Source organism: Lentzea sp. NBRC 102530, assembly GCF_030269365.1.
In the GTDB taxonomy this organism is placed as follows: Bacteria; Actinomycetota; Actinomycetes; order Mycobacteriales; family Pseudonocardiaceae; genus Lentzea.
This window is the reverse complement of the sequence record NZ_BSTF01000007.1, coordinates 182398-206657: the sequence shown is the minus strand read 5'-3', so window position 1 is coordinate 206657 and position 24260 is coordinate 182398. Positions and strand designations below refer to the sequence as shown.

Annotated in this window: 24 protein-coding genes; 16 read left to right on the top strand and 8 right to left on the bottom strand. The window is 71.5% G+C overall.

The annotated features are described in order from the left end of the window. The 4 genes from QSK25_RS20545 (at nucleotide 1) to QSK25_RS20530 (ending at nucleotide 4852) form a co-directional block, all read left to right on the top strand. On the top strand, nucleotides 1–1008 hold the full coding sequence (locus tag QSK25_RS20545) for a sugar phosphate isomerase/epimerase family protein (protein WP_285640381.1): 1008 nt from the start codon (nucleotides 1–3) through the stop codon (nucleotides 1006–1008). Nucleotides 1009–1060: 52 nt separating this feature from the next. After that, nucleotides 1061–2263 carry an ROK family transcriptional regulator gene (locus tag QSK25_RS20540; protein WP_285640380.1) on the top strand — a complete coding sequence of 401 codons (1203 nt, stop codon included), beginning with the start codon at nucleotides 1061–1063 and terminating at the stop codon, nucleotides 2261–2263. 141 nt (nucleotides 2264–2404) lie between these two features. Then, a complete protein-coding gene (locus tag QSK25_RS20535; RefSeq protein ID WP_285640378.1) occupies nucleotides 2405–2599 on the top strand; it encodes a helix-turn-helix domain-containing protein in 195 nt (64 codons plus the stop codon). A gap of 342 nt (nucleotides 2600–2941) precedes the next feature. Beyond that, nucleotides 2942–4852 carry a serine/threonine-protein kinase gene (locus QSK25_RS20530; RefSeq protein WP_285640376.1) on the top strand — a complete coding sequence of 637 codons (1911 nt, stop codon included), beginning with the start codon at nucleotides 2942–2944 and terminating at the stop codon, nucleotides 4850–4852. Here the strand turns inward: QSK25_RS20530 and QSK25_RS20525 are convergent. Both QSK25_RS20525 and QSK25_RS20520 read right to left on the bottom strand, forming a co-directional pair. Continuing rightward, complete coding sequence (locus QSK25_RS20525) at nucleotides 4849–5667, bottom strand: aminoglycoside phosphotransferase family protein (RefSeq protein WP_285640375.1); 819 nt, start codon at nucleotides 5665–5667, stop codon at nucleotides 4849–4851. The two genes, QSK25_RS20530 and QSK25_RS20525, sit on opposite strands and share 4 nt — an antisense overlap. A gap of 264 nt (nucleotides 5668–5931) precedes the next feature. Continuing rightward, nucleotides 5932–6492, bottom strand: coding sequence for a TetR/AcrR family transcriptional regulator (locus QSK25_RS20520; protein ID WP_285640374.1), 561 nt, complete (start codon nucleotides 6490–6492; stop codon nucleotides 5932–5934). Between the two features lie 105 nt (nucleotides 6493–6597). On the opposite strand from QSK25_RS20520, the gene QSK25_RS20515 reads away from it, so the two are divergent. Next, complete coding sequence (locus tag QSK25_RS20515; protein WP_285640372.1) at nucleotides 6598–7029, top strand: DUF6069 family protein; 432 nt, start codon at nucleotides 6598–6600, stop codon at nucleotides 7027–7029. Between the two features lie 90 nt (nucleotides 7030–7119). Here the strand turns inward: QSK25_RS20515 and QSK25_RS20510 are convergent, their stop codons facing one another. Then, nucleotides 7120–7689 carry a TetR/AcrR family transcriptional regulator gene (locus tag QSK25_RS20510; protein ID WP_285640369.1) on the bottom strand — a complete coding sequence of 190 codons (570 nt, stop codon included), beginning with the start codon at nucleotides 7687–7689 and terminating at the stop codon, nucleotides 7120–7122. A gap of 97 nt (nucleotides 7690–7786) precedes the next feature. Here QSK25_RS20510 and QSK25_RS20505 point away from each other — a divergent pair, with 97 nt between their 5' ends. Then, nucleotides 7787–8794: an NAD(P)-dependent alcohol dehydrogenase gene (locus QSK25_RS20505; protein ID WP_285640367.1), complete on the top strand. Its 1008-nt coding sequence runs from the start codon at nucleotides 7787–7789 to the stop codon at nucleotides 8792–8794. Here the strand turns inward: QSK25_RS20505 and QSK25_RS20500 are convergent. Further along, nucleotides 8791–9237, bottom strand: coding sequence for a VOC family protein (locus QSK25_RS20500; protein WP_285640365.1), 447 nt, complete (start codon nucleotides 9235–9237; stop codon nucleotides 8791–8793). The two genes, QSK25_RS20505 and QSK25_RS20500, sit on opposite strands and share 4 nt — an antisense overlap. Before the next feature lie 108 nt (nucleotides 9238–9345). Here QSK25_RS20500 and QSK25_RS20495 point away from each other — a divergent pair, with 108 nt between their 5' ends. After that, on the top strand, nucleotides 9346–10305 hold the full coding sequence (locus tag QSK25_RS20495) for a helix-turn-helix transcriptional regulator (protein WP_285640361.1): 960 nt from the start codon (nucleotides 9346–9348) through the stop codon (nucleotides 10303–10305). Here the strand turns inward: QSK25_RS20495 and QSK25_RS20490 are convergent. Beyond that, entirely contained in the window at nucleotides 10295–10741 is a 447-nt protein-coding gene (locus tag QSK25_RS20490; protein WP_285640359.1) for a MarR family winged helix-turn-helix transcriptional regulator, read from the bottom strand. The two genes, QSK25_RS20495 and QSK25_RS20490, sit on opposite strands and share 11 nt — an antisense overlap. Before the next feature lie 58 nt (nucleotides 10742–10799). Here QSK25_RS20490 and QSK25_RS20485 point away from each other — a divergent pair, with 58 nt between their 5' ends. Beyond that, nucleotides 10800–11711 carry an amidohydrolase family protein gene (locus tag QSK25_RS20485; RefSeq protein ID WP_285640358.1) on the top strand — a complete coding sequence of 304 codons (912 nt, stop codon included), beginning with the start codon at nucleotides 10800–10802 and terminating at the stop codon, nucleotides 11709–11711. Here QSK25_RS20485 and QSK25_RS20480 read toward each other — a convergent pair whose 3' ends face one another. From QSK25_RS20480 to QSK25_RS20470, 3 genes are all read right to left on the bottom strand, one after another. Then, on the bottom strand, nucleotides 11712–12515 hold the full coding sequence (locus QSK25_RS20480; protein WP_285640356.1) for a hypothetical protein: 804 nt from the start codon (nucleotides 12513–12515) through the stop codon (nucleotides 11712–11714). 122 nt (nucleotides 12516–12637) lie between these two features. Further along, the gene (locus QSK25_RS20475; RefSeq protein WP_285640354.1) at nucleotides 12638–13309 is read right to left on the bottom strand and encodes an AIM24 family protein; all 672 of its coding nucleotides are present in this window, start codon (nucleotides 13307–13309) and stop codon (nucleotides 12638–12640) included. A 19-nt stretch (nucleotides 13310–13328) separates the two neighbouring features. Further along, on the bottom strand, nucleotides 13329–14708 hold the full coding sequence (locus QSK25_RS20470) for a DUF2867 domain-containing protein (RefSeq protein WP_285640352.1): 1380 nt from the start codon (nucleotides 14706–14708) through the stop codon (nucleotides 13329–13331). Nucleotides 14709–14879: 171 nt separating this feature from the next. Here QSK25_RS20470 and QSK25_RS20465 point away from each other — a divergent pair, with 171 nt between their 5' ends. The 8 genes from QSK25_RS20465 (at nucleotide 14880) to QSK25_RS20430 (ending at nucleotide 24184) form a co-directional block, all read left to right on the top strand. Beyond that, the gene (locus QSK25_RS20465) at nucleotides 14880–15377 is read left to right on the top strand and encodes a hypothetical protein (protein WP_285640351.1); all 498 of its coding nucleotides are present in this window, start codon (nucleotides 14880–14882) and stop codon (nucleotides 15375–15377) included. Then, a complete protein-coding gene (locus QSK25_RS20460; protein ID WP_285640350.1) occupies nucleotides 15377–15562 on the top strand; it encodes a hypothetical protein in 186 nt (61 codons plus the stop codon). The genes QSK25_RS20465 and QSK25_RS20460 overlap by 1 nt, the downstream gene beginning before the upstream one ends. Then, nucleotides 15562–16941 (top strand): hypothetical protein, encoded by a 1380-nt coding sequence (locus QSK25_RS20455; RefSeq protein WP_285640742.1) that lies wholly within the window; start codon nucleotides 15562–15564, stop codon nucleotides 16939–16941. Before QSK25_RS20460 ends, QSK25_RS20455 begins: the two co-directional genes overlap by 1 nt. Next, complete coding sequence (locus tag QSK25_RS20450) at nucleotides 16938–18305, top strand: VWA domain-containing protein (protein ID WP_285640349.1); 1368 nt, start codon at nucleotides 16938–16940, stop codon at nucleotides 18303–18305. Before QSK25_RS20455 ends, QSK25_RS20450 begins: the two co-directional genes overlap by 4 nt. A gap of 43 nt (nucleotides 18306–18348) precedes the next feature. Next, a complete protein-coding gene (locus QSK25_RS20445; protein ID WP_285640348.1) occupies nucleotides 18349–19461 on the top strand; it encodes an ATP-binding protein in 1113 nt (370 codons plus the stop codon). Next, nucleotides 19458–22190 (top strand): DUF5682 family protein, encoded by a 2733-nt coding sequence (locus QSK25_RS20440; RefSeq protein WP_285640346.1) that lies wholly within the window; start codon nucleotides 19458–19460, stop codon nucleotides 22188–22190. The genes QSK25_RS20445 and QSK25_RS20440 overlap by 4 nt, the downstream gene beginning before the upstream one ends. Nucleotides 22191–22408: 218 nt before the next feature. Beyond that, entirely contained in the window at nucleotides 22409–23332 is a 924-nt protein-coding gene (locus QSK25_RS20435) for a DUF6461 domain-containing protein (protein ID WP_285640344.1), read from the top strand. Between the two features lie 15 nt (nucleotides 23333–23347). Continuing rightward, the gene (locus QSK25_RS20430; protein ID WP_285640342.1) at nucleotides 23348–24184 is read left to right on the top strand and encodes an SAM-dependent methyltransferase; all 837 of its coding nucleotides are present in this window, start codon (nucleotides 23348–23350) and stop codon (nucleotides 24182–24184) included. Nucleotides 24185–24260: the final 76 nt, after the last annotated feature.

The following is a 24260-nucleotide window of genomic DNA, read 5'->3' as shown; positions in this document are numbered from 1 at the left end:
ATGGCGCGTCCGATCACGTTGTTCACCGGCCAGTGGGCCGACCTGCCGTTCGAGGAGGTCTGCCGGCTCGCCTCGGGCTGGGGCTACGACGGGCTGGAGATCGCCTGCTGGGGCGACCACCTCGACCCGTGGCGCGCGGCGCAGGACGACGACTACGTCGCGGACCGGCTCGCGATCCTCGCCAAGCACGACCTGAAGGTGTGGACGATCTCCAACCACCTCACCGGCCAGGCCGTCTGCGACGACCCGATCGACGAGCGGCACCAGGGCATCCTGTCGGCCCGCAACTGGGGTGACGGCGACCCCGAGGGCGTGCGGCAGCGCGCGGCCGAGGAGATGAAGATGACCGCGCGAGCCGCCGCCAAGCTCGGCGTCTCGACGGTCGTCGGGTTCACCGGGTCGTCGATCTGGAAGACCGTGGCGATGTTCCCGCCCGCGCCGCAGTCGATGATCGACGCCGGGTACCAGGACTTCGCCGACCGCTGGAACCCGATCCTCGACGTGTTCGACGAGGTCGGCGTTCGGTTCGCGCACGAGGTCCACCCGTCGGAGATCGCCTACGACTACTGGACGACCGTGCGCGCGTTGGAGGCCATCGGGCACCGGCCCGCGTTCGGGCTGAACTGGGACCCGTCGCACTTCGTGTGGCAGGACCTCGACCCCGTCGGGTTCCTGTGGGACTTCCGCGACCGGATCTACCACGTCGACTGCAAGGACGCCCGCCGTCAGGTCGGCAACGGGCGCAACGGCCGGATGGGCTCGCACCTGGCGTGGGCCGACCCTCGCCGCGGCTGGGACTTCGTCTCGACCGGACGCGGTGACGTGCCGTGGGAGCAGTCGTTCCGGATGCTCAACACCATCGGCTACGACGGTCCGATCAGCGTCGAGTGGGAGGACGCGGGGATGGACCGGCTCATCGGCGCGCCGGAAGCGCTGGAGTTCATCCGCCGCAACGCTTTCGACCCGCCGACCGCCGCGTTCGACGCCGCGTTCAGCTCGGGTGGGTGACACGGCGGCGGGACTGCCCGCCGCACTTTTCGGCCGATGTGACAATTGTTCGATGGAGAGCTCCTTGGGTGTCGAGGCGGGATCGCCGGCCGCAGTGCTGCGCATGCTGATGGACGGCAACCCGCGCACCCGAGCGGAGATCGTGGACGCGACCGGACTCGCCCGGTCGACCGTGCGGGCGAGGCTGGACCTGCTGGTGGCGGCCGGGCTCGTGACCGGCAGCGGGACGGGCGAGTCGACCGGTGGGCGTCCGGCCGGCCGGTTCGGCTTCAACCCGCGCGCCCACCTGGTGCTCGCGGCCGAGGTGGGCGCGACCCACGCGACGGTCGCCGTGTCCGACCTGGCCTGCCGGCTGCTGGCCGTCGCGCAGGTCGACCTCGACGTGGCGGACGGGCCGGGCGTGATCCTGCCGTTGCTGGTGGCGTCCTGGCGAACGCTCCTCGACACGGTGGAGCCGGCGGAGATCGCCGGTGTCGGGATCGGCCTGCCCGGCCCGGTCGAACACTCCACGGGCCGGCCGAACAACCCGCCGATCATGCCCGGCTGGGACGGCTACGACGTGCCCGCGGCGATCGCGGCCGAGTTCGACGTGCCGGTGCTCGTCGACAACGAGGTCAACCTGATGGCGCTGGGCGAGCACACCGCCTCGCACCCGGACGTGGCTCACATGATCGTGGTGAAGGCCGCCACCGGCATCGGCGCCGGGCTGATCAGCAACGGCGTGCTGCACCGCGGCGCCGCCGGTGCCGCGGGCGACCTCGGGCACATCCGCGTGCCGCAGGGGGGCGAGGCGTTGTGCCGGTGCGGGAACACCGGGTGCCTGGAGGCCGTGGCCGCCGGCCCGGCGCTGGCGGTGCGGCTGGGGGAGCTGGGGCACCCGGCGTCGTCCACGGCCGACGTCGTGAACCTCGTGCGCGCCGGCAACCTCGAGGCCGGGCGGGTCGTGCGGCAGGCGGGACGCGACATCGGCGAGGTGCTCGCGGGCTGCGTGAGCATGTTCAACCCGTCGCTGGTGGTGATCGGCGGGCTGCTGGCCGACGCGGGCGAGATGCTGCTGGCGGGCGTGCGCGAGTCGATCTACCGGCGTTCGCTGCCGCTGGCCACCGAGAACCTGCGGATCGTCGCCTCGGGCGCCGGCGTGACCGCGGGTGCGCTGGGCGCGGCGGCGATGGTCGTGCGGCACGTGCTGTCACCGGAGGTCCTGGACGCCCGGCTGGAGTCGGTCGCGGCGAGGGAGGTGCTGGTCTCCCGCTGACTATTGGCTGTTCGCAGCCTGAAGATGGCTTCGATATGGCAACGGTGTCCGGACTTTTGATTGACAGTCGCCAATAGTCCGACATACCGTCGCCGTATGGCTGTGACCCGTGTAACACCGGGGGCCCGCACGGAGCCCACGGTGGCGACCCAGCGCCTGCTGGGGCTCATGCGCACCGGCGCGACCGACCGCGCGATCGCCCGCGAGCTGGACGTCAGCCTGCGGACCCTGAACCGCCGCATCTCGCGCCTGCAGTCGTTGCTGGGAGCGCAGTCCCGCTTCCAGCTCGGCGCACTCGCCGCCGAGCTGGAGTGGCTGTCCGTGCGCGAGACCTAGTGCTCATCGCGCAGCCGCGTCCGCACCATCGTGGGGGACTGCGGCCAGCCGTCCGGCCAGTTCCTCCCACTCCTCCTGCCTGCCGTGCGGCGTGCGGATTGAGGTCCACGCCACGGCCGTTGGCGCGGTAGATGCGGAAGACCTCGTCGCCGTCGCGCAGCAGCAGTGCGTCGCGTTCCGCCTGCCACTGAGTGGCGGACACGACTCGGGGGCGAGTCACGAGAGCCGGTCCTTTCGGCTGCGGCCTTTTGTAGCCTGTTCCCCGCGGGCGTCCGGGGGAACCCGCGGCGGTCGGCGCGCGTCGACACGGTGGGACACAGGGCGCTCGGGAACACGGGGACGATGACGGAAGAGACGTTCGGGCCGTACCGGATCGAGGAGTTGCTCGGTCGCGGCGGGATGGGCGAGGTGCACCGCGCCTACGACACGGCGCACGACAGGTTCGTGGCGCTGAAACGCCTGTCGCCCGGCTACCACGACGACGAGGACTACCGGGCCCGCTTCCGCCGTGAGGCCCAGATCGTCGCCCGCCTGCGCGAGCCGCACGTGATCCCGATCCACGCCTACGGCGAGATCGACGACCGCCTCTACCTGGACATGCGCCTGGTCGAGGGCGCCGACCTGTCGGACCTGATCCGCACCGAACCCCTGGAACCCTCCAGGGCCGTGCGGATCGTCGAGCAGGTGGCGAGCGCCCTCGACGCCGCGCACGCCGACGGCCTGATCCACCGCGACGTGAAGCCGTCGAACATCCTCGTCACGGGCGGCGACTTCGTGTACCTGGTGGACTTCGGCATCGCCCGCAGCGCCTCCCCGGCCGCGACGAGCCTGACGGCTTCCGGCTCCGTCGTGGGCACTTTGGACTACATGGCGCCAGAACGCTTCGAAAGCGGCCCGGTGGACGGCCGCGCCGACGTGTACGCCCTCGCCTGCGTGCTGTTCGCCTGCCTGTCGGGGCGTCGGCCGTTCACGGCCGACGGGACGGCGGCGCAGATCTGGGCACACCTGAACGAGGCGCCACCGAAGGCGTCGCCGCTGAACCCGGCCGTTCCGCCCGCCGTGGACGAGGTCATCGCCAAGGGGATGGCGAAGCGGCCCGCCGACCGGTACGCGACGGCGGGGGAGTTCGCCCGTGCGGTGGCGCTCGCGGTGACGGCACCGGCAACGCCTCCCGGCGGTCAGCCAGGTCTTGGCGCGCCCGCGGCCCGGCGGCCCGGCTTCGCCGCTCCCGGCACTCCGCCTGGTGGTGGCACGCCACCGGGTGGTCTTGCCGCTCCCGGCACGCCGCCCGCTGCACCCGGCACTCCACCGGGTGGTCTTGCCGCTCCCGGCACGCCGCCCGGCGGGCTCGCCGCGCCCGGCGCCCCTCCCGCCGGCCACCCACGCCCCGCCGCCACCCCTCCCGGCGGCCAGGCCATCTCCTCGCCGAACCGTCCGTCGATGGCCAGCCCTTCCGGTGGCGTCCCGCAGCCGATGACACCCCAGGCCACGTCGGGCCCGCACCCCCAGTTCCCCCGTCCCACCACTGCGGCGCCCCAGCAGTGGACGTCGCCCCCGTTCCCGCCCGCCGCCCGGCCCCGCCGTCCCACCGCCAAGCACCTCGCCCTCGCCGGCACGTCCCTGGCCGTCGTGGCGGCGATCGTCGCCACCATCCTGATCGTGTCCAACAAGGACAAGACCCTCGGCACGGGCACGACGACCAGCAGCACGCCGACCAGCACGTCCAGCACCACGACGACGACCACCAAGCTCTCGACCGTCACCACGTCCCGGTCCCCGCAGGACGACGCGCTGCAAGCCGCGCTCCCGGCCGTCTACCGCAGCGCCAACTCCTGCGTGACCGCCACCCCGGACGCCGGAACGGTCGCGGCCACCCGGTGCGCCACCGCGAACGTCACCGCGGACGACCGGTTCCCGCCGCCCACCGAGGCGGAGTTCCGGCTGTTCGCCGACCGCGCCGCCCAGGACGCCTACTTCCTCAACGTCGTCACGAGCCGGGGCATCCCGCGGATGGACGACCGGGGCGGCTGCCGTCCCGACTCCGACCCCATCCACTACGCGCTCTACTACCGCGACACGTCCGGGCCGTTGCCGGGTGAGTTCACGACGTGCTTCCTCAACGACGGCAAGGCCGAGGTGTGGTGGGTCGACAGCAAGACGCTCACCATCGGCACGGTGAAGCGGCCGGGCGACCTGGTGGTGCTCGGCAAGCTCGACCTGTGGTGGAACCAGAACATCCTGTCGAAGTACTAGGTCCGCAGGTCCGCCTCGAGCCACGGCACGATCGCGGACACGAAGCCGTCCGGGCTGGTCATCGGGCGGCCGTTCATCGTGGCGACGAGGTGCCCGATGCCGAACAGCGCGTCCCACATGCGGGCGCGCTCGTACACGGCGGCGGGCACGGCCCGGCGGACGGTGTCCCAGCCGTGCCAGGACATCTGGGCCGCGTCGACGGCGGGGTCGCCGGGCATCGCGAAGTCCCAGTCGAGGACGCCCAGCAGCTTGCCGTCGGATGACCAGTGCACGTTGGAGCCGCTGAGATCGCCGTGCACCAACGCATCCGGAACGGGATCCAGCGCCAGCGCGGCCTCCAGTCGCCGTTCGGACTCGGCGCGCAACCTCGACGGCAACCGGGGCAGGATCGACGTGGTGATGATCTCCGACCACGACGGGCCCTGCGCGCGGTCGTCCAGCACGGCCATGAGCGACGGCGTCAAAGGCACGGACCGCACGGCCTCCAGCACCTCCGCCACCTGCGCCGGATCACCTTCCCCGGCGGGCAGACCGAGACCGTCCACCCAGGACACGGCCACGGCGGCGCGCGCACCGAACGACGTCACGGGCGTCAGCGGTTCGGGGACCTGGAACGGCAGCCCCGCGGCAGCCAACTGCGCCAGCACCTCCATCCGGCGCGGCATCGAGGAGGCGCCCAGCGGTCGCTTGCTCACCCGCACCGCCGCCACGCCCGGGATCAGCAGCACGTCGTGGGTGTTGCCCTCCTCGGCGACGAACGCGTCGTCCAGGCGCACGCCGGGCAGCAGGGCGGCAGCGATGGTCGTCAGGTCCACGAAGGGCAAGCTACCGCCAACGCCACCTGCCCCATGACTTCTGCCATGCCGAGGTCGTGACGCTTGAGCCCCTCACCGCCGGGTCCCGGCGCCGAGCAGGGGACGCATGACGGAGACAGCTGTGCGGGCCGGCGCCGGGGTGGCGGTGGGCCGGGTGTGCGGGCCGTCGAGCTGCTGGCCCAAGAGGTCGTCCGGCTCGAAGCGGAGCGGCGCGACGTCGACCGTGAACTCGAGGTGCTCCAGGCGTTGCGCCGCGGCCTGAGATCAGGGGCGGTGGCCGTCGAGGAACCGGCGGACCACGGCCTCGGGATCGGCGGGCGCCTGCGTGGCGAGCTGGTCGACGCGCCGGGCCAGCGAGCGCATCATCAGCGGCCCGACCAGCGCGAAGAACGTGTGCCGCGGTGGTTCGACGACGAGCGACCCGCGCCGTTGGTGGTGCAAGATCACCTCGTCCACCCGGCGCAGCAGCTTCTCCGGTTCGGTGAGCACCGCGGCGACCTCGGGGCTGAACTTCGCCTCGCGCATCAGGGTGAGCACGACGCCGCTGCGGGCCTCGTAGAGGTGCGCGTAGTAGCGGACGATCGTGAGCAGGTCGGCCGCCACGTCGTCGCCGGGGGCGTCGAGGTCGAGCGCGAAGCCCGCGAAGCTGCTCCGCACCGCCTGCTTGAGCAGGTTCTCCTTCGAGGTGAACCGGCGGAACAGCGTGGCCTCGTTGATCCCGGCGGCCTCGGCGATGGTGCGCGTGGTCGCCCGTTCGTACCCCTGCTCGGCGATCACCTCCAGCACCGCGTCGAAGACCGCCTGGTCGCTCACCCGGCTCGCCACGCACCCTCCAGTTCAATGCAAGTGTGCACTTGCATTGAGGGTGCCCCAGTGGCTACCTTGTTTGCAAGTGACTGCTTGCAAACAGCCTACCGAAGGACGCGGACCATGGCCGACACCAGCTTCCCCACCCGTTCCTCGGCACTCGCGCCGAGCGCAGGAGAGGTCGTGGTCGGCCTGCTCGGCGCCGCGGTGGCCTCGATCGTCGTCAACGCGCTGATCGCCCTGGTCGCCGGCAAGTTCGTGCCCGAGGGCACGGAACGCGTCGGGCTCGCGATCGCCGAGTACGGGCCGGCGACCGTCCTCGGCATCCTGCTCGGCACGCTCGGCTGGTACCTCGTGCGCCGGTTCGCGGGCAACCCGCGCCGGGTGCTGCGGGTGCTGGTGCCGGTCGTGGTCGTGGTCTCGTGGATCCCTGACCTGGGCATCCTCGCGGGCGGTGCCTCCCCGGTGAACTCGCTGGCGCTCATCCTCATGCACGCCGTCGTCGCGGCGGCCACCGTGCCCGTGCTGAACCGCGTGCTGCCGCTCGGTTCCTAGGCGCTGTCCTTGCGAGTCCGCTGGGCGACAGTGGCGGGCGACTCGCTCGCTGGCCCGCGCCTCTCGTCGAACGAACTCACAGGGCAGCGCCTAACCGCGGAACGCGCGTCGCACCGTCTCGGCGAGGGCGGCGCGCCGGCGTTCGTGGTCGGCTCGCGCGTCTTGCGGGGTGGCCGTGTGGAACAGGCTCGCCGGGGACCAGGTGAGCGCGAGCATCGAGACCATCGCGAGAACGTCGGCCGGGTCGAGCGCAGGGTCGACCCGGCCGGCCCGCTGCTCGGCGGCGATCGCCTCGAGCTTCAGTTCGGTCTGCTCGGGCATCGACGTGACGAGCGCGCCCGCCGGGACGCGTTCGAGCCGGGCCCAGGTCGCGAGGCGCACCAGGTCCGGTTGCTCGAGGCAGGAGTCGTAGAGTGCGACCGCGTAGCCCGGCAGGTCGTCCGCGGTGAACGGCACGGCGTTGACCAGCGCGTCGGCGTGCAGCTGGAAGACCGTGTCGAACAGCCGGTCCTTGTCGCCGAAGTAGGCGTAGAGCTGGGCCTTGTTGGCCTTCGCGGTCGCGGAGATCCGGTCGACGCGGGCGCCCGCGATGCCGTAGGCCGCGAACTCCGCTGTCGCCGCGTCCAGCAGTCGTTGCCTGGTGGCTTTCCCATCGTTCACGACCACAGCGTAACCAACTCGTTGGTTTGCGCGAAGCGTGATGTCGTGCTTACCTGAAGGAGTAACTAACTAGTTTGTTTTAGTGGTGGAGGGCATCATGCGAGTCCACGCGCACGCGGCGATGGAAGCAGGCGGCTCCCTGCGGGCGTACGAGTACGACAGCGGACCGCTCGGGGTGAACGAGGTCGACGTGCGGGTCACCCACGTGGGCGTCTGTCACACCGACATCGGCGTGATCGACGACGAGTTCGGGATCTCCAGGTACCCGGTCGTCGCAGGTCACGAGGCTGTAGGCGTGGTCGAGGCCGTCGGTGCGGACGTCGGCCTGCCGATCGGCACGCGGGTGGGCGTCGGCGCGATCGCGGGGTCGTGCTTCCGCTGCGAGTGGTGCCTGCGCGGCGAGACCAACCTCTGTCCCGCCCGGGACGACACGGTCGTGCGCGGCGACCGGGGCGCATTCGCGAGTCACGTGCGCGCGAGCGACTGGCGGCACGTGCATCCGATCCCCGACGCCATCCCGTCGGCCGAGGCGGCGCCGTTGCTGTGCGCGGGCACGACCGTGTTCTCACCGTTGCTGGTCAACGGCGTGCTGCCGGTGCATCGGGTCGCGGTCGTCGGCATCGGCGGGTTGGGGCACCTGGCGATCCAGTTCCTCGCGAAGTGGGGCTGTGAGGTCACGGCCGTCTCCACGAGTGAGTCCAAACGCGACAGTGCGGAAGGCTTCGGCGCCACCGAGTTCATCGCGTCCGGCGAGGAGGGTGCGATGGGCGCAGCCGCCGGCTCGTTCGACTTCGTCCTGTGCACGGCCGGCGCGAACCTGCCGTGGGACGACTACCTCGGTCTGCTCCGCCCCGGGGGCACGCTGTGCCTGGTGGGCGTCCCCGGCCAGGCGATCGCGCTCGGGCCGATGAGCCTGCTGCCGGCGGCCAAGCGCGTGGCCGCCGGCATCGTCGGTTCCGCCGCGCACACCCGGCAGATGCTGGACTTCGCCGCCCGCCACGGCATCCGGCCCGTGGTGGAGACCTACCCCGCCGCGGACTTCGACCAGGCGCTCGGCCGAGTCCGCGAGGGGAAGGCGCGCTACCGCGCCGTCGTCGAGTTCTAGGCGGCGACGTCCACGATCCAGGTCACGCCGAACCGGTCGGTGAGCATGCCGAAGCCCGGCGACCACTGGGCGGGGCCGAACTCCTCGACGATCGTGGCGCCGTCGGTCAGGCCCTTCCAGAGGGCGGCCATCTCTTCGACGTCGTCACCGCGCACGGACAGGAAGAACGGCTCGGTGGTGAGCGTGACGCCGTTCTCGCGGCGGGTCTCGCCCGTGCTGGCCGGGGCGTTCGCGCCGGGCACGTCGTAGGCCATGACGCGGAAGCCGTTGTCCGCGACGACCTGGCCGAACACGACGTTCTGGGCGCCGGGGGCCTCGGCGGGCATGCCGAAGTCGCCGTAGGTGGCGATGGTGGTCTGCCCGCCGAACACCGAGGCGTAGAACTCCAGAGCCTCCCTGGCCTGGCCGCGGAAGTTCAGGTGGGTGACTGCGTTGAGCGGCATGGTGGTCCTTCTTCGAGTGGCGCGTCGCCGGAGGTTTCCGGCGATGAGGACCACGATGTCGTGGGTACAGGACAGAGAACGTCCGCTACTCCTGGCACACTTCGGAACATGCCGACCGCTTCCGCCGCGACCACCTCCGCGCGCCTGCTCGCGTTGCTGTCGATGCTCCAGGCGCGCCGGGATTGGCCTGGAACGGTGCTGGCCGAGCGGCTGGCCGTCAGCGAACGGACCGTGCGGCGCGACGTCGACCGGTTGCGGGAACTCGGGTACGTGGTGCACGCGGTGAAGGGGCCGGACGGCGGGTACCGGCTGGAAGCGGGCACGCAGATGCCGCCGATGCTGTTCGACGAGGAGCAGGCGGTCGCGCTCGCGGTGGCGTTGCGGATCGCGGTGAGCGCGGGCGCGGGGATCGAGGAGGGCGCGGCGCGGGCGCTGGTCACGCTGCGCCAGGTGATGCCGTCGCGGTTGCGGCAACGGGTCGACGCGCTGGAGGTCACGGCGGCCGAGGCCGCGTCCACGGTGGACACCTCGGTGCTGCTCGCGTTGAGTGCGGCGATTCGTGGTCGTGAGGAGGTGAGGTTCGACTACGCCGCGCCTGGCCGTGAGCCGTCATTGCGCCGTGTGCAGCCGCATCATCTCGTTGTCCGCGGCGGACGTTGGTACCTCGTCGGCTGGAGTGACGAACGCTCCGACTGGCGCACCTACCGCGTGGACCGGTTGACGTTGCGCATCCCGAACGGCCCGCGCTTCGCGGTGCGGGAGGTGCCCGGCGGGAGCGTCACCGAGTTCCTGGCCGCCCGGTTCAAGGGGTCGGACACCGGGTGGCCGTGCCACGGCGAGGTGGTGCTCGGGCTGCCGCTGGCCGAGGTCGCGCCGTTCGTGGGGGAGGGGACGGCGACGGAGGCCGGCCCGACGCGGACGCGCCTGACGACCGGCTCGTGGTCGTGGGACGCGCTCGCCGCCGGGCTGGCGCGTTTCGGTGCCGAGATCGAGGTCGTCGGGCCGCCGGAGTTGCGCGACGCGTTCGCCGAGCTGGCCGCACGCGCGGCTCGGGCCGTCAGTGCGTAGGACCGCGGTGCACCGGTGCGTCCTCGCCGAGCGCGATCAGGACCTGGTGCAGCTGGTCCGCGGCTGTCTCGACCAGTGAGTCCTCCACCGCGCCGAGAACCCGGTCGATCACGTCGGTGACGGCGTCGCCTGTCTGCTGTGCGATGGCTTTGCCTTGGGCTGTAAGGCGCACGATGTTGCTGCGCGCGTCTTTGGCGTTCGCCTCGCGCGTGATGTGCCCGTCGGCTTCGAGCCTGCGCAGGATGTTGCTGATGCCGCCGGTGGTGAGCAGCAGTTGTGCCGACAGCTCCTGAGGGCGTGCCTCGCCGCACGCCAACGCCCCCAGCACGTCGAGTTCGCTGCGGGAGAGCCCGTGCTGCTTCAGGACCTCGGCGATGTGCCGTTCCAGCAGCGTTTGCAGCCTCACGGCGTGCTGGGCGAGTGACAGCGAGGACATGACCGTGATAGTACCTTTAGAGATAGCTTTCGTAAAAGGTAAATCTGAGGGAGACGTCATGACCGTGCTGCCAGGCCTGATCGACGCCCACGTGCACACGTCGGGCCGGGCCGATCTGGAGGAACTCGCCCGCTGGGGCGTGACGACGGGGCTCGACATGGGCTCGTGGCCGCGCGAGTTGGTGGACGAGATGCGCGCGCAGAAGGGCGTGGCGAGGATCAGGAGCGCCACGATCCCGGCCGTGGGCAAGGGAGGACATCACGCGCGGATGCCGGGCTTTCCGGCTGAAGGGGTCGTGACCAGCCCGGACGAGGCGAAGCGGTTCGTGGACCGCCGGGTCGCCGACGGCGCCGACTTCCTCAAGATCGTCACTGAAGCCGCGCCGCCGGAGGGCATGGACCAGCCGACCGTTGATGCGCTCGTGCGTGCCGCGCACGACCACGGGTTGCTCGTCGTCGCGCACTCCGTGACGACCGGTGCGTTCCGTGTGGCCGTGGAAGCCGGTGTGGACGTGAGCACGCACGCGCCGTTGGACGCTGTCCTGGACGACGACACCATCGCGGGCATGCGCGAGACCGGCATGGTCTCGGTGCCGACCCTGACGATGATGGAGGGCACCGCGAAGTTGCTGGCGCCACTGGGTTTCCGCTACGAGCACGCCCGCGACACGGTGACCCGGTTCCGCGACGCGGGCGTCGCCGTGCTCGCCGGCACGGACGCGAACTCGGCGCCCGGAGCCCCGTTCGCGCCGAAGCACGGCGAGTCGATGCACCACGAGTTGGAGCTCCTGGTCGCCGCCGGGCTCACCCCGGCCGAGGCGGTGCGCGGCGCGACCGAACTGCCCGCGCGCGTCTTCGGGTTGGCCGTCGACCCGCGGGACCGCCTGGAGGTCGAAGGCGACCCGGCGGTCGACATCACGGCGACCCGGAACATCACCGCCGTGTGGATCGGCGGCGAGCGCGTCCGCTGATCAGGCGGACTCGCTGGTCAGCGAGAGCGTCGGGCGTGCCCGCTGCTCGGCCCCGATCAGCACCGCGCGCACCGGGTCGAGCACCGGCACGGCCTGCGTCCAGCAGCGCAGCAGGTGCCGCCCGAGCCGCACCTCGAGGACGATCGCGGCGGCAGCGGCGTGCAGCAGTTCCTGGGTGCGCCCCGGGTTCGCGCTCAGGTGTTCGCGGCACGCGTCCAGCAGCTCGGCCCAGCTCCGCTCGTGTGCCGGATTCCGTTCGGACAACAGGGAAACCGCGGCGGACGCGGCGTGGAAACCGACCGCGGACGGGCCGGTCGTCAGGCGAGCCGTGTTGTGCACGGCGATGGCCACGGCCGGCATCCGGTCGAGCGGGTCGAGGGCCTTGACCGCTGCCAGCTCCCGCAGCTGGGCTGCGGTGGCCCTGCTTTGCGCGAACGAGTGCAGCCCGGTGTGCCCGCCGCTGATCAGGCCGATGAGGTGGTCGCCGATGCGTTGCGGCGAGGCCGTGTCACCTCCTGCCGCGCGCACCACGGGCGTCGTGAGCTCGTGCAGAGCGGCGCTCCACCGTTCGCTCAGGAGTGAACGCCACCGCAGGACCTCCGGGGCGTCCGCCCGCTCCGGCGCGACGCCGTCGAACCCGTCCGCCGCGAGGGCGATCCACAGCGCGAGCTGGAAGTCGGCGTCGTGGACGAGGCGTTCCGGGTCGTCCACCGCGGTGAGCGGCGGCGCGGGAGCCTCGACCGCCAGCAGCGCGGCGATGACCCCTGCGCTCAGCGGTCCACGAGCAGCGGGCAACAACATCACGGTGCCTCCGGGCGGTGCGATCCACGATCCCGTGATCACTTACCCGCCCGGATCGGCGCCAAACGCTTCGGGGGAACCGGTCTCGGCGATCCCGATCACCGAGACCGGCACCCCGGTCCGCACTACTGCGCGGTCGGGACCGGGTGCCCCTCGGACGCCTGCACGACGACGATGCCCTGACCCGTCAGCGCGAGCTGGTAGGCCTCACCCGAACCGCGGCCGATGACCGCGCCGAGCTTCGCGGTCTTGCGGATCGAGGACTGGAGCGAGGTCGACCACAGCACGGCCGACTGCATGTCGACGAACGTGGGCACGTCGACGTTCAGCACGACCGGCGTGCCGTAGGCCGTGACGGCCAGCGCGCCGGTGCCGGTGAACGTGGTGTTGAACAGGCCGCCGCTGAGCATCGACGCGCCCTCGGTGCGGTTGATGTCCCACGTGAGGGTGCTGTCGAACGCGAGCACGTTCTTGCCGTTGACCGTGACGCTCTCGTTCTCCAGGTAGAGCACGAAGATCTCGTCGGCGTCCTGGGCGAGGAACACGTCGCCGCTGCCCGACACCTTCATCAGCGACATGCCCTCACCGGTGAAGGCCTTCTTGAACAGCTTGCCGAGGCCGCCCGCGCCTTCGTAGGCGAAGTCGACGTCACCCTGGTAGGCGACCATCGATCCCTGCTTGGCGAAGAAGAACCCTCCACTGCCCGTCAGGTCGACCTTGAGCATGCGTTCGTTCTGCAGTTGGAAGCTTCCGGGCTCGACAGGCCGTTCCGCGTGGTTGAACAGTGAGCTGCGCATGCGCAGATCATGCAGGTGATCACCGGCTCGTGCATGCCGTTCGGACGATTCCGCGCGCCATCATCGCGAACACGATGTCGTGCAACGGTTTCTGCGCCTTCCAGTACAGCTGTCCCATCAGGCCGTCGGCGGTAAACGTGACCTTCTGCCGGTAGCGGGTGCGGTCGCCGTGGCGGTCGACGCGCATGTCGAGCACCGTGTGGCCGGGCATCTTCATGTCGGCCTTGAGCACGAGGCGTTGCGCGTCGTCGTCGCGGTGCACGACCGTCCAGAAGTCCACGACGTCGCCCTCGTCGATCTTCGGCGCGCGGCCGCGGTAGAGGCCGATGCCGCCGAAGAGGTGGTCGATCGCGCCGCGGACCGTCCACACGAGAGGGAGGGTGTGCCAGCCGTCGTCGCCGCCCAGTTCGGTGACGGTGCGCCAGACGTCCTGCGGTGACGCCTCGGTGAGCACCGTGCGTTCCTCGGTGAACACCTCGCCGCCGGTCGGCTCCGGTGCTGTCGTGGTCGCGGCGCGGATGGCGTTGTCGATGCTGGTCGGGCCGCCCGGTGGGGCGGGCAGCACGTCGGTGGCGGGTGGGCCGTCCGGGACGAGGTCGAGGTCCAGTGACGCGAACAGCGGCTCGGCGACGTTCGCCGACACCGGGGTGAGCAGCCCGGCGACCTGCGCGGCGAGCTTGTGCGACCACACCGGCGCGGGCAGCGGCACGCGGACCGGCAGTCGCAGCACCCGTGCGCACCTCTGGACGAGCTCCACGTAGCTGAGCCGCTCGGGACCCGGCACGTCGAACACGCCGTCGATCGGGTCCGTGTCGGCGGCGGCGGTCAGGAAGTGCACGACGTCGTCGACCGCGACGGGCCTGCTGGTGTTGTGCATCCACGACGGCACCGGCACCCACGGGCTGAGCCTCGCCGTGGACCGCAGCAGCTCGAAGCTGGCCGAGCCGTCGCCGATGACCATCGACGCCTGCAGCACGAGCGTGGGCACACCGGTGCCGGCCAGCACGTCCCCGACCTCGGCGCGTGAGGCGAGGTGGGGGGACAGGGTCGTTTCCGGCCGAGGCCCGCCGACGTAGACGATCTGCCCGACGCCCGATTCCTCGGCGGCGGAGGCGACCGTGGCGGCGGCCTTGCGGTCGATGCCGGCGAAGTCGTGTCGGTCGAGCGAGTGCACCAGGAAGTACACGACGTCGTTGTCTGCCAATGCTTCTCTGACCGCTCGTGCGTCCGTCGCGTCGCCGACGTGCACCATCACGTTCGTGGGGAACCGCGTCGCCTGAGCGCCGTCACGGACCAGCACGGCCACGCGGTGGCCTCGGGCGACGAGCTCCGGGACCAGGCGCGAACCGAGGTGTCCGGTCGCGCCCAGCACGAGGCACCGCTTCTCGTTGGACTTCACCGGTGCAGCATGCCCGCTTTCGGTCGATCGCAATCGTCCGTTCGCATCACCGGGCGTGTCGCGACCAGGGACTTCTGTCGATCTTCAAAAATTGTCAGACCCCCTCGCTAACGTCTCACCCGTACCGCCGGTGTGGCGGATCGTCCAGCTCGGGGGCAAGGAGAGGAATCGTTGTCAGACTGGGAAAGCGCGAGCACGGCGAGGGTGTTGCCACCCGCCCGCCCGCGCAAGCTCGCCAAGGTGCCGTTCGTGGAGTTGGCGGACGGCCGGCTGCAGGGGGTGGTGTCCAGTGGCTCGGACATCGAGCGGGTCTACGTCTCCTCGATCGCCGCGGGCAGCTACGAGTTCGCCTGCAGCACCAACAACAACCGGCCGTGCGGCGGCGCCCGTGGTTCGTTCTGCAACCACATCCACGCGCTGATCACCGAGTCCGTCCTGCAGTACGGAGTGGACCGGGTGGCGCGCTACCTGCGCGTCGAGGGCACCGACCTGGACGCACCGGCACTGCACTCGCTCATGCTGGCCTCCCGGCCGTCGCAGGCGGACAGTGCCGCCGCAGCCCAGGTCTTCAGCCGCTTCCTGCGCCATCTGGCCTATGTGGAGCTTCCGCCGACGACGTCGCCGTTGCCCGAGCTGCAGTGGTTCCCGCCGACCAGGTCGGTGGTGTGATGCGCCGACGTGCAGACCGATCCCGCCGCCCCGGCGGCGCCCGCTCCCTCCGCACGGTGTACCGGGGCGGTGGCGTGCTGTGCGCCGGCACGGCGTGCCGAGCCGGTGACGCGACGCGTTCCGGCGTGCCGCGCGCCGACGCCCGGCCCGATCCCATCGACACGGCTCCCGAGGTGATGGCGTGATGCGCGCTGACCTGCTCTCCGATCCCCTGGACGGAGTCGGCGAGGCACTGGCCGCCGTGGCCGCCCTCGACCAGGCCCTCACCACGGGCCTCCTGCGCCCCCAACCGGCCCAGGCCGCCGGTCTCGCCGCACTGGCCGACGCCGTCTCCGCGTCTCCGCTGGGGTCCAAAGTGGCCGAAGCGGCCGACAAGGCGGCCGCGGGCGCCGCGGGCGAGGAGCACTTCCTCTTCCTCGCCGCCGCGCGGATCGCGCTGTTCGGCTCCGTCCACGACGCCCTGGTGGCGCGCGTCGACCAGGCCACCGGCCGCACCCGGCAGGAGTGGACCGTCCCGCCCGCGGACCCGGGCCAGGCCGAGAACCTCGTGCTGGCCGCCCGCTCGTGGCTGGCCGACGTCGCCCGCGCCGGCTGGCAGGGCATCGACCACGACCTGGTCTCCGGCGCCGAACCGGTGATCTCCGCCCTCCTGCCGCACCCGCGGCTGCGCCGCCTCGCCGCACTGCTCGACGGGTTCGCCGCCGAACTGGCCGCCTCGTGCCCCGGCTCGGCGCTCGACCGGATCCCGGCTCGCCGCTGGGGCGATCTGTGGTCCCGCGCGCTGCTGCTGACGGTGCCGGGGGCCACGGACGCGCCGACGAGCACGGTGAGCGGCCGGTTGCTGCCGCTCGGCGTCGACCTGCACGAGCACGCCACGGCCGCGCAGGCCCAGGTGCACGCGGTGCTCGAACCGGTGGGCGGCACGCCGTTCCTGGTGCGCGCCAGCGTGTCCGCGCCCAAGCCGGACACCATCATCGGCGCCGGCATCTGGCAGGTCCTGCGCCCGCACATGTCGTTGCTGACGGCCGTCAGCGAGGGCAGGTCGGTCGAGCTGACGGACATGCCGATCACCGCCGAGGGCGACCTGCTGTGGCAGGACGAGCACGCGAGGCTCGGCGAGCCCGCCGACCCGTTCGTCACCGCCCGGGTCGTGCTGCCCACCGCGAGCACGCCGCCGACGGCTCCGCTCGACAGGCACCCGGTGCGCATCGCCGTGCCGGTGTTCCTGGAGGGCTACGCGGCCGAGCAGACCGAGGACGTGCTGACGTTCGCGATCGGCGGCAGCCCGGTGGGCGTGGACACCGACCGCGTGCCGGCCGGGCCGCTCACACCGGAGGCCGTCGCCGGCTCGAACGCCTGCATCGGATTGCTGCGCTGGGACGCGGGCGCGTTCCGGGTGCAGCCGCTCGCCGTGGAGACCACCGCCCGCAAGAAGACGGTGGCACTGCACGCCGGCGCGTGGGCCGGGGGAGCGGTGGACAAGGTCGGCGTGAAGGCCGAGAAGGCCGCCACCGACGCCGCGACCGTGCTGCGCGAACGCGCGGGAAGGTTGCTGCGCAAATGACGGACGCCCAGGAGAACCGCCGCCAGGTCCTGTACTGGCGGCTGCTGTCGAGGCTCTTCGACCACGAGGAGCAGGCGGCGCTGGAGTCGGCGAGCCTCGCCGTGCTGCAGGACATCGGTCTGCCGCCGGCGCTGCTCGACCAGCAGGCCGGTGTCGACTCGATCGTGCAGCGCCACCCGGAACTCGCCGCCGAGTTCGACGGCGTGATGGTCCCGCGGCAGCAGGAAGACCGCGACAAGGCGGCCGAGGTGCGCCGGGCGGCGCTGGTGTCGAAGGTGCTGCTCAACGTCTTCGCCACCGGCTCCGGCACGGTCAGCGCGGGTCAGCTGGCGCGCTGGCAGTCCGACGCGGGCTGGCTGGAGCGGGCGCTCGGCTGCCAGCCGGGTCAGCTGCGCGGCGGCAACGGCACGCAGGCGTCCGGCACCGGCACCGGCGTGGGCTCCGGCACCCCGGACCTGAGCACCCTGATCCCGCAGATCGGTCCCGAACTCGGTGCCCTGGAAGCGGATCTGGTCAAGCGCATGCACCTGCGCGAGGTGCTGGCGGACCCGGCGCTCGCCGCCCAGCTCACGCCGAGCATGTCGCTGATCGAGCAGTTGTTGCGGGACAAGGACAACCTGTCCGGCGTCGCGCTGGCCAACGCCAAGTCGCTGATCCGCAGGTTCGTCGACGAGGTCGCCGAGGTGCTGCGCACCCAGGTGCAGAAGGCGACGGCCGGTGCGCTGGACCGGTCGGTGCCGCCCAAGCGGGTGTTCCGCAACCTCGACCTCGACCGCACGATCTGGAAGAACCTGACCAACTGGAGCCCGGAGGAGGAGCGGCTCTACGTCGACCGCCTCTACTACAAGCACACCGCGCGCAAGACGACGCCGCAGCGGCTGATCGCGGTGGTGGACCAGTCCGGCTCGATGGTCGACTCGATGGTCAACTGCACGATCCTGGCCTCGATCTTCGCCGGGCTGCCCAAGGTCGACGTGCACCTGATCGCGTACGACACCAGGGCGCTGGACCTCACGCCGTGGGTCGCGGACCCGTTCGAGACGCTGCTGCGCACCCAGCTCGGCGGCGGCACGGACGGCACGGTCGCGATGGCGCTCGCCCAGCCGAAGATCGCCGAACCGCGCAACACCGTGGTCGTGTGGATCTCCGACTTCTACGAGTGGCAGTGCGAGCCGCTCTTCGAGTCGATGGCCGCGATCCACCGCTCCGGAGCCAAGTTCATCCCGGTCGGCTCGGTGACCAGCGCCGGCCGAGGCAGCGTGAACCCGTGGTTCCGCGAGCGGTTCAAGGACCTGGGCACCCCGGTGATCTCCGGCCACGTCCGCAAGCTCGTGCACGAGCTGAAGACCTTCCTCACCATCTGACTCTCCCCACCTCCCCGACACCCGCGAAAGGCACCACGAACTCATGTCCGACCTGTTGCGCGCCCCCGCCGAGCTCAAGTACGCCGAGGAACTCGACTGGCTGGAGTCCGTCGACGACAACCCCAAGCCGTTCTCGTGGCGGTTGTCGCCGAAGATGATCCGCCTGTTCGTGCTCGGCGCCGAGCGCTCCGACGGCCTCGACCGCGAGGTCGCGCAGAAGTGGTTCGGCGACCGCAGCATCGTCGAGCGGGCCATCGTCACGCTGGCGTCCGACCGAGGCCTGCTGCTCATCGGCGACCCCGGTACCGGCAAGAGCTGGCTCGCCGAACTGCTCGCCGCCGCGATCTCCCGCAACTCCACCCAGGTGGTGCAGGGCACCGCGGGCACCACCGAGGACCACATCAAGTACTCGTGGAACGTCTCGATGGTGATCGCGAAGGGCCAGTCCCGGCAGTCGATGATCCCGTCGCCGATCATGAACGCGATGGAGTCCGGCACCATCGGCCGCTTCGAGGAGCTCACCCGCTCCACCAGCGACGTGCAGGACGCGCTGATCTCGATCCTGTCCGAGAAGTACATCTCCGTGCCGGAGCTCGACAGCGACAACATCGTGTTCGCGAAGCCGGGCTTCTCGGTCATCGCCACCGCTAACAGCCGCGACCGGGGCGTCAACGACCTGTCGTCGGCGTTGAAGCGGCGCTTCAACTTCGTGCGCATCCCGGTGGTCACGAACAAGAAGAGCGAGGCCGAGATCGTCCGGTTCCGCACCGAGGAACTGCTGCGCCGCCACCAGATCGAGCTCGACGTGCCGCCGACGCTGCTGGACGTGCTGCTGCGCAGCTTCGCCGACCTGCGCGCGGCGTCGGAGTCGGCGGGCAGCGATGACGAGAAGCTTGAGTCCGCGCTCTCCACCGCCGAGCAGATCGGTGTGCTGGAGGACGCCATCCTGCACAGCAACTTCTTCGGCGAACGGCAGCTCACCGCCCGCACGCTCGGCTCGTCGCTGGTGGGGTCGCTCTCGCGGCGTGCTCCGGAGGACCTGGCGATCATGAACAAGTACCTGCACGGCGTCGTCGAGCCGCGGGGCAAGGACGAGGGCGGCGAGTGGCCCGAGTTCCTCGCGGGCGGGCGTGACACGATCGCCACCCTCTCGTGAGCTTCGAGTCGCTGCGCACGCAGCTGCACGAGGCGGCGACGACGTTCGCCGACGGGCCGGGTGCCCTGGAGGGCATCCTGCTCGGCATGGTCGACGACGTCGACCGGGCGGTGCACGAGCCGCTGGAGATCTTCCCGGTCTGCCACCACTCGCCGGCCTCCGCCGTAGCCATGGCCCGGCGCCTGCGGGACAAGCAGCCCAAGGTGATCTACCTGGAGCTGTGCGAGGACATGGCGCCGTTGCTCACCGAGCTGCGCAACTGCCGTCTTCCCGTTGCGGTGCAGGCTTTCTCGAGCGAGATCGAGGGTTTCCCGGCCGAGTGGGCGCCGCTGTCGGTGGTCGCCCCGATCACCGAGGCGTCCGCGGAGTACCAGGCGATCGCGTACGCCCTGGACACGCCGGGCGTCGAGCTGGTGCTGGTCGACCGCTCGACGGACCACGTGTTCCAGTGGCAGACGCCGGAGACGAAGCAGACCGACGGCGAGGAAGCGCTGCACGGGGACGCGGTGGGGGTGGAGATCGGTGACCTGCGCCCACGGTTCGCCGAGCTGGAGGAGCACCTGCTGCACCACGGCAAGGTGCGGCACTGGTCGGAGTGGTGGCACCAGTACGTCGAGCTGCCGCTCGGCGACAGCGACCACGACACCTACCGCCAGGTGATGTTCCTGATCGGCAGCCTGTTCCGCAGGCTCGCCCCCGGCGATCCACGCCGGGTGCGCGTCGACGAGGACCGCGAGCGCTACATGTGGACCCGGATGCGCGAGCACCTGGAGGCCACCGGCACCGACCCGGCCGACTGCCTGTACGTGTGCGGCGCGTTCCACGCGGCCAGCAGGGTCGCCGAGTTCGGCGTGGACGGCACCGGCGGGTTCGTGATCACCCCGCGGACCGCGACCAAGTGGCAGCACGGCCTGATCCCGTCGAGCCACGCGGCGATCGAGGCGCAGTTCGACCTGGCGCCGGGCTCGGTGTCCATCGCGGCCACCGAGTACGCCAAGAACCTGCGCCGCACCAAGGTGAAGCCGTTCCAGCTGGCGGGCCAGGCGGGCGCGAAGAAGCCGTCGAAGCAACCGGCGCTCCCCGCCCCGGTCGCCGAGCTCGAGGCGTCCGACCAGCTCACCGGCTTCCTGCAACGCCCACCGGTCCTCGACCGGCTGGACGAGGCGGAACTGCTCGGCTGGTCGGTGGAGATCGTCAGGGCGGCCCGCCGCAACGGCTACCTGGCCTCCACCGCCGACGCCATCGCGGTGTTCGAGACGTCGATCCTCCTGGCGGGCATGCGGGATCGCGCGCGGCCCACCCCGTACGACTTCCAGGACGCCGCGGTCACGTGCATCGAGAAGGACGTGGTGCCCGGCCGCCGCGACGTCCGCCGCCTGGTCGAGATCATGATGGGCGGCGACCGCATCGGCCAGGTCGGCTACGACGCCCTGCCGCCATTGGCGAGGGACGTGCACGACCGCCTGGCCCCGCTCGACCTCAAGCTCCAGCAACGAGGTGTGCAACGAGCCCTGCTGGACATCGCCGGCAACCCGGAGCTGGAACCCTGCTCGAACCTCCTCTGGATGCTGCGGTACCTGATGCCGCAGGGCGCCGCCCGCCCGATCATGGGCGAGCGCAAGCTCGGCGAACGCCCCATCCAGGAGTCCTGGGACCTGGCGCTCGGCACCCACCAGCGCGCCCTGATCGAGCTGGGCTACGAGGGCGTGAGCGTGGAACAGGTGGTGGAGCAACGCCTCCGCCGCAGCGCGCACGACCCCCAGGCCACCACGGCGAAGGTGCTGGAAGCGGTGGAGGACGCCATCCGCTACCTGCACAGCCCGAGGCTGTCCAACGAACTGGGCACCAGGGCGCTGGAGGTCCTGTCCAGCGAACGCACGGTGGACGGTGCACCCGAGGTCCTGCGCCGCACCCGCCGCCTGCTGGCGTACTACCGCACCAACGAACCCGTGCTGCCGCAGTGGATCGAGTCGTTCGTCCAGACCGGCTACGCCCACTACTGCACCCTGCTCCCCACGGCGTTCACCGACGAGGAGGCGGGCGCCAACCAGGTGGCCGCCATGCTGGGCTTCCTGTTCAGCATGGAATCCCTGGCCCTCTCCCTGGGCTGCGACCGGACCCAGCTGGAACTGGCGGTGGCCCAGTCCCACCCGCAGGAACCGTCCAAAGTGGCCCTGCTCTGGGCAGCGCAGGTCCACCTGGGCAACCTGACCAGGGCCGAACTGCGCGACCGCTGCACCGCCCTGCTGACGAACCCGCTCTCCCTGCCCAGCTATCCGAGGTACCTGAGCGGCTTCGTCCACGCCCTGGACCCGGTGCCGAGCATGGTGGACTTCGTGGTCGAAACGATGTCCAACGCCTTCGCCCACCTCCCGGACCCGCTGCTGCTGCCGTGGCTCCCCACCCTGATCGGCACGCTGCGCAACCACAGCGCACAACACGTCCCACTGCTGATCAAGGAAGCGGGCCGCCTCTTCCCGGCCCGCCTGCCGGCGCTGGACGCGTGGGTCCCGCCGTGGGAGCAGGAACCGCCGGCCATCGCACCCCGCGCCCAGCGCGGCGGCGGCACTGGCGTGGCCCTGCTGTCCGCTCACCCCGCCACCACCGACGCGCTCGCGACCCTGCTGGGCTGCGAGGGTTCCTGGCAGACGGCCCCCTCCGCAGGTGTCGCGCTGCTGGACCGCCACCCGCAGACCGCGGTGGCTCTGGAGGCGCTGCTGACCACTTAGACCAACGGCCGGGTCCGTTCCAGCGTGGGGCGGACCCGGCGTCGCAGCGCGTCGATCGCGCGATGCGGAAGTGTGTGCGCCAGGCAGCGGGCACGAGCAGGGTCGCCACGATCTCCTCGTGTTCGAACGCGGCTCGACAGTCTCCCCTCGGACGCGCTACCAATTGACCTTGAGCGGACTGCGCGGGCGACGACTCCGCGACCTTGCTGGGGGACCTCTTGTCAGAGCTCGACCTGTCCTGGGCGGACGCCGGTCACGGCGATCCCGCGTTCCTCGGTGAGATCTTCTCGCTCGCGTTCGTGCGCGGCGTCGAACCCCTCGACGCGTTGCGCCGCATCGGCGGCCTGGAGGACACCCTGGCGCACCGCACGCCCGCGGAGATCGCGGCGACCCACACGTTCGACGACGGCTACCCCGAGGTCGCCTCGGCGTTCGCGCTGGGCGGGTGGACGGTCCTGGTCCAGCCGACCAGCTACACGCTGGGACACGTGGTGGACGCGCTCTCCCGCAGCACCGAGGCGTTCGCCGTGGTGCGGCACGACTACGCGTCGCCGAGGTTCGACCACGCGATCGACGGCACCGTCACCACCTGCTTCAACCTCAACTACCCCGAGGACCGCGGCGGCTCGGACCCGGACCGGCTGCTCCCGCTGATCCGCGAGGCGGGCTTCGACCCGGACGACGAGGACGACTCCGAGGACGAGGACGACGAGAGCTGGCGGTACCGCTACGAGGGGGCTGTGGCGCGCGGGATGGCGCTGGCCGGTCGGATCGTCGGCGCTCCGCCCACCTTCGAGCAGGTCAGCGCGTCCCTGCCGAGCATGCACGTCGACAGCTGGTTCAGCCGCACCGCGCCGGCGCACGTCGAGGACGCCCCCGCCGAGGCGGCCCGGCTCGTCGCCGAACTGGACGTGGCCGCCACCCCCGGCCTCGCCGTCGCCATGGCCGCCGCGCCCGTGGTCGTCACCCCGGACAGCGACCTGGGCCGGCACGTGCGCGAGTGGTCGGCGCTGGCACGGCGGGCGAGCTGGTCGCTCAACCTCGACCGCGGCCGCATGACCGACGAGCAACGCGCCCGCGGCTACCGCTTCGGCCACCTGACCAGGGCGCTCGCCGCCACGTTCCGCGCCGACCTGGCCTGACCGAGGGAGAACCCCATGCCGGACCTGAAGATCCCCGCCGACGGCCTGAGCCACACCGCCCTCTACACCGCCTGGGTGCGGCACGTCGAGTCCTCCCGGCCGCACCCGCTGTTCACCGACCCGCTGGCCAGCCACCTCGTCGCCGAACTGGAGGGGCACCCGGCGCTCGACGCGTTCATCGCCCAGATGGGTGTCACGTCGAGCGGTTTCCCCTCGTACCACGTGGTGCGCACCCGGTTCTTCGACGACCGGATCACCGACGCGCTGGACAGCGGCGTGCGCCAGGTCGTCACCCTCGCCGCAGGCATCGACGGACGCACGACGCGCCTGCCGTGCCCGCCCGGCACCCGCTGGTTCGAGCTCGACCTGCCGGGCATGACCGAGTTCAAGACCGCCGTGGTCGAGCGCTCCGGCCTGACGCCGGCCTGCGAGCGCATCGGGGTGGCCGCCGACCTCGCCGCGGACTGGACGGAGCCGTTGCGCGCGGCCGGGTTCGACGAGGACCAGCCGACCGCGTGGCTCGTCGAGGGCGTGCTGATGTACCTGACGCCGGCGGAGGGCGACGCGCTGCTGGCCGAGGTGACCGCGCTGTCGGCTCCCGGCGCCCACCTGCTGCTCGAACACCTGCAGGTGTCGATGCTCGACGAGCAGGGCGCCCAGGTGCGCGAGGGGCTCGGCAAGCACGGGGTGGTCTTCACGGCGGCGCGGGACGACATCGGGGACTGGCTCGGCGCCGCCGGATGGGAGGCGAGCGTCTACGAAGGTGTGGATCCCGCGATCGGCCACGGCCGGTCCGTCGCACCGGTGCCCGCGGCGTGGCTCGCCGCTGCGACCAGGGCCGCAGGTCAGTGACGGCGACCGTCAGCGAAGGGTTCCGGACAAGGCCCAGGTCAGGACCCCTTCGCTGAAGGCGCCGGCCGGCGAGTGG

Excerpts from the sequence above, each read along its gene's own strand:
- QSK25_RS20545 (WP_285640381.1), top strand. The coding sequence starts at position 1 with ATGGCGCGTCCGATCACGTTGTTCACCGGCCAGTGGGCCGACCTGCCG.
- QSK25_RS20540 (WP_285640380.1), top strand. The coding sequence starts at position 1,061 with ATGGAGAGCTCCTTGGGTGTCGAGGCGGGATCGCCGGCCGCAGTGCTG.
- QSK25_RS20530 (WP_285640376.1), top strand. The coding sequence starts at position 2,942 with ATGACGGAAGAGACGTTCGGGCCGTACCGGATCGAGGAGTTGCTCGGT.
- QSK25_RS20515 (WP_285640372.1), top strand. The coding sequence starts at position 6,598 with ATGGCCGACACCAGCTTCCCCACCCGTTCCTCGGCACTCGCGCCGAGC.
- QSK25_RS20505 (WP_285640367.1), top strand. The coding sequence starts at position 7,787 with ATGCGAGTCCACGCGCACGCGGCGATGGAAGCAGGCGGCTCCCTGCGG.
- QSK25_RS20500 (WP_285640365.1), bottom strand. The coding sequence starts at position 9,237 with ATGCCGCTCAACGCAGTCACCCACCTGAACTTCCGCGGCCAGGCCAGG.
- QSK25_RS20495 (WP_285640361.1), top strand. The coding sequence starts at position 9,346 with ATGCCGACCGCTTCCGCCGCGACCACCTCCGCGCGCCTGCTCGCGTTG.
- QSK25_RS20490 (WP_285640359.1), bottom strand. The coding sequence starts at position 10,741 with ATGTCCTCGCTGTCACTCGCCCAGCACGCCGTGAGGCTGCAAACGCTG.
- QSK25_RS20485 (WP_285640358.1), top strand. The coding sequence starts at position 10,800 with ATGACCGTGCTGCCAGGCCTGATCGACGCCCACGTGCACACGTCGGGC.
- QSK25_RS20475 (WP_285640354.1), bottom strand. The coding sequence starts at position 13,309 with ATGCGCAGCTCACTGTTCAACCACGCGGAACGGCCTGTCGAGCCCGGA.
- QSK25_RS20460 (WP_285640350.1), top strand. The coding sequence starts at position 15,377 with ATGCGCCGACGTGCAGACCGATCCCGCCGCCCCGGCGGCGCCCGCTCC.
- QSK25_RS20455 (WP_285640742.1), top strand. The coding sequence starts at position 15,562 with ATGCGCGCTGACCTGCTCTCCGATCCCCTGGACGGAGTCGGCGAGGCA.
- QSK25_RS20450 (WP_285640349.1), top strand. The coding sequence starts at position 16,938 with ATGACGGACGCCCAGGAGAACCGCCGCCAGGTCCTGTACTGGCGGCTG.
- QSK25_RS20445 (WP_285640348.1), top strand. The coding sequence starts at position 18,349 with ATGTCCGACCTGTTGCGCGCCCCCGCCGAGCTCAAGTACGCCGAGGAA.
- QSK25_RS20430 (WP_285640342.1), top strand. The coding sequence starts at position 23,348 with ATGCCGGACCTGAAGATCCCCGCCGACGGCCTGAGCCACACCGCCCTC.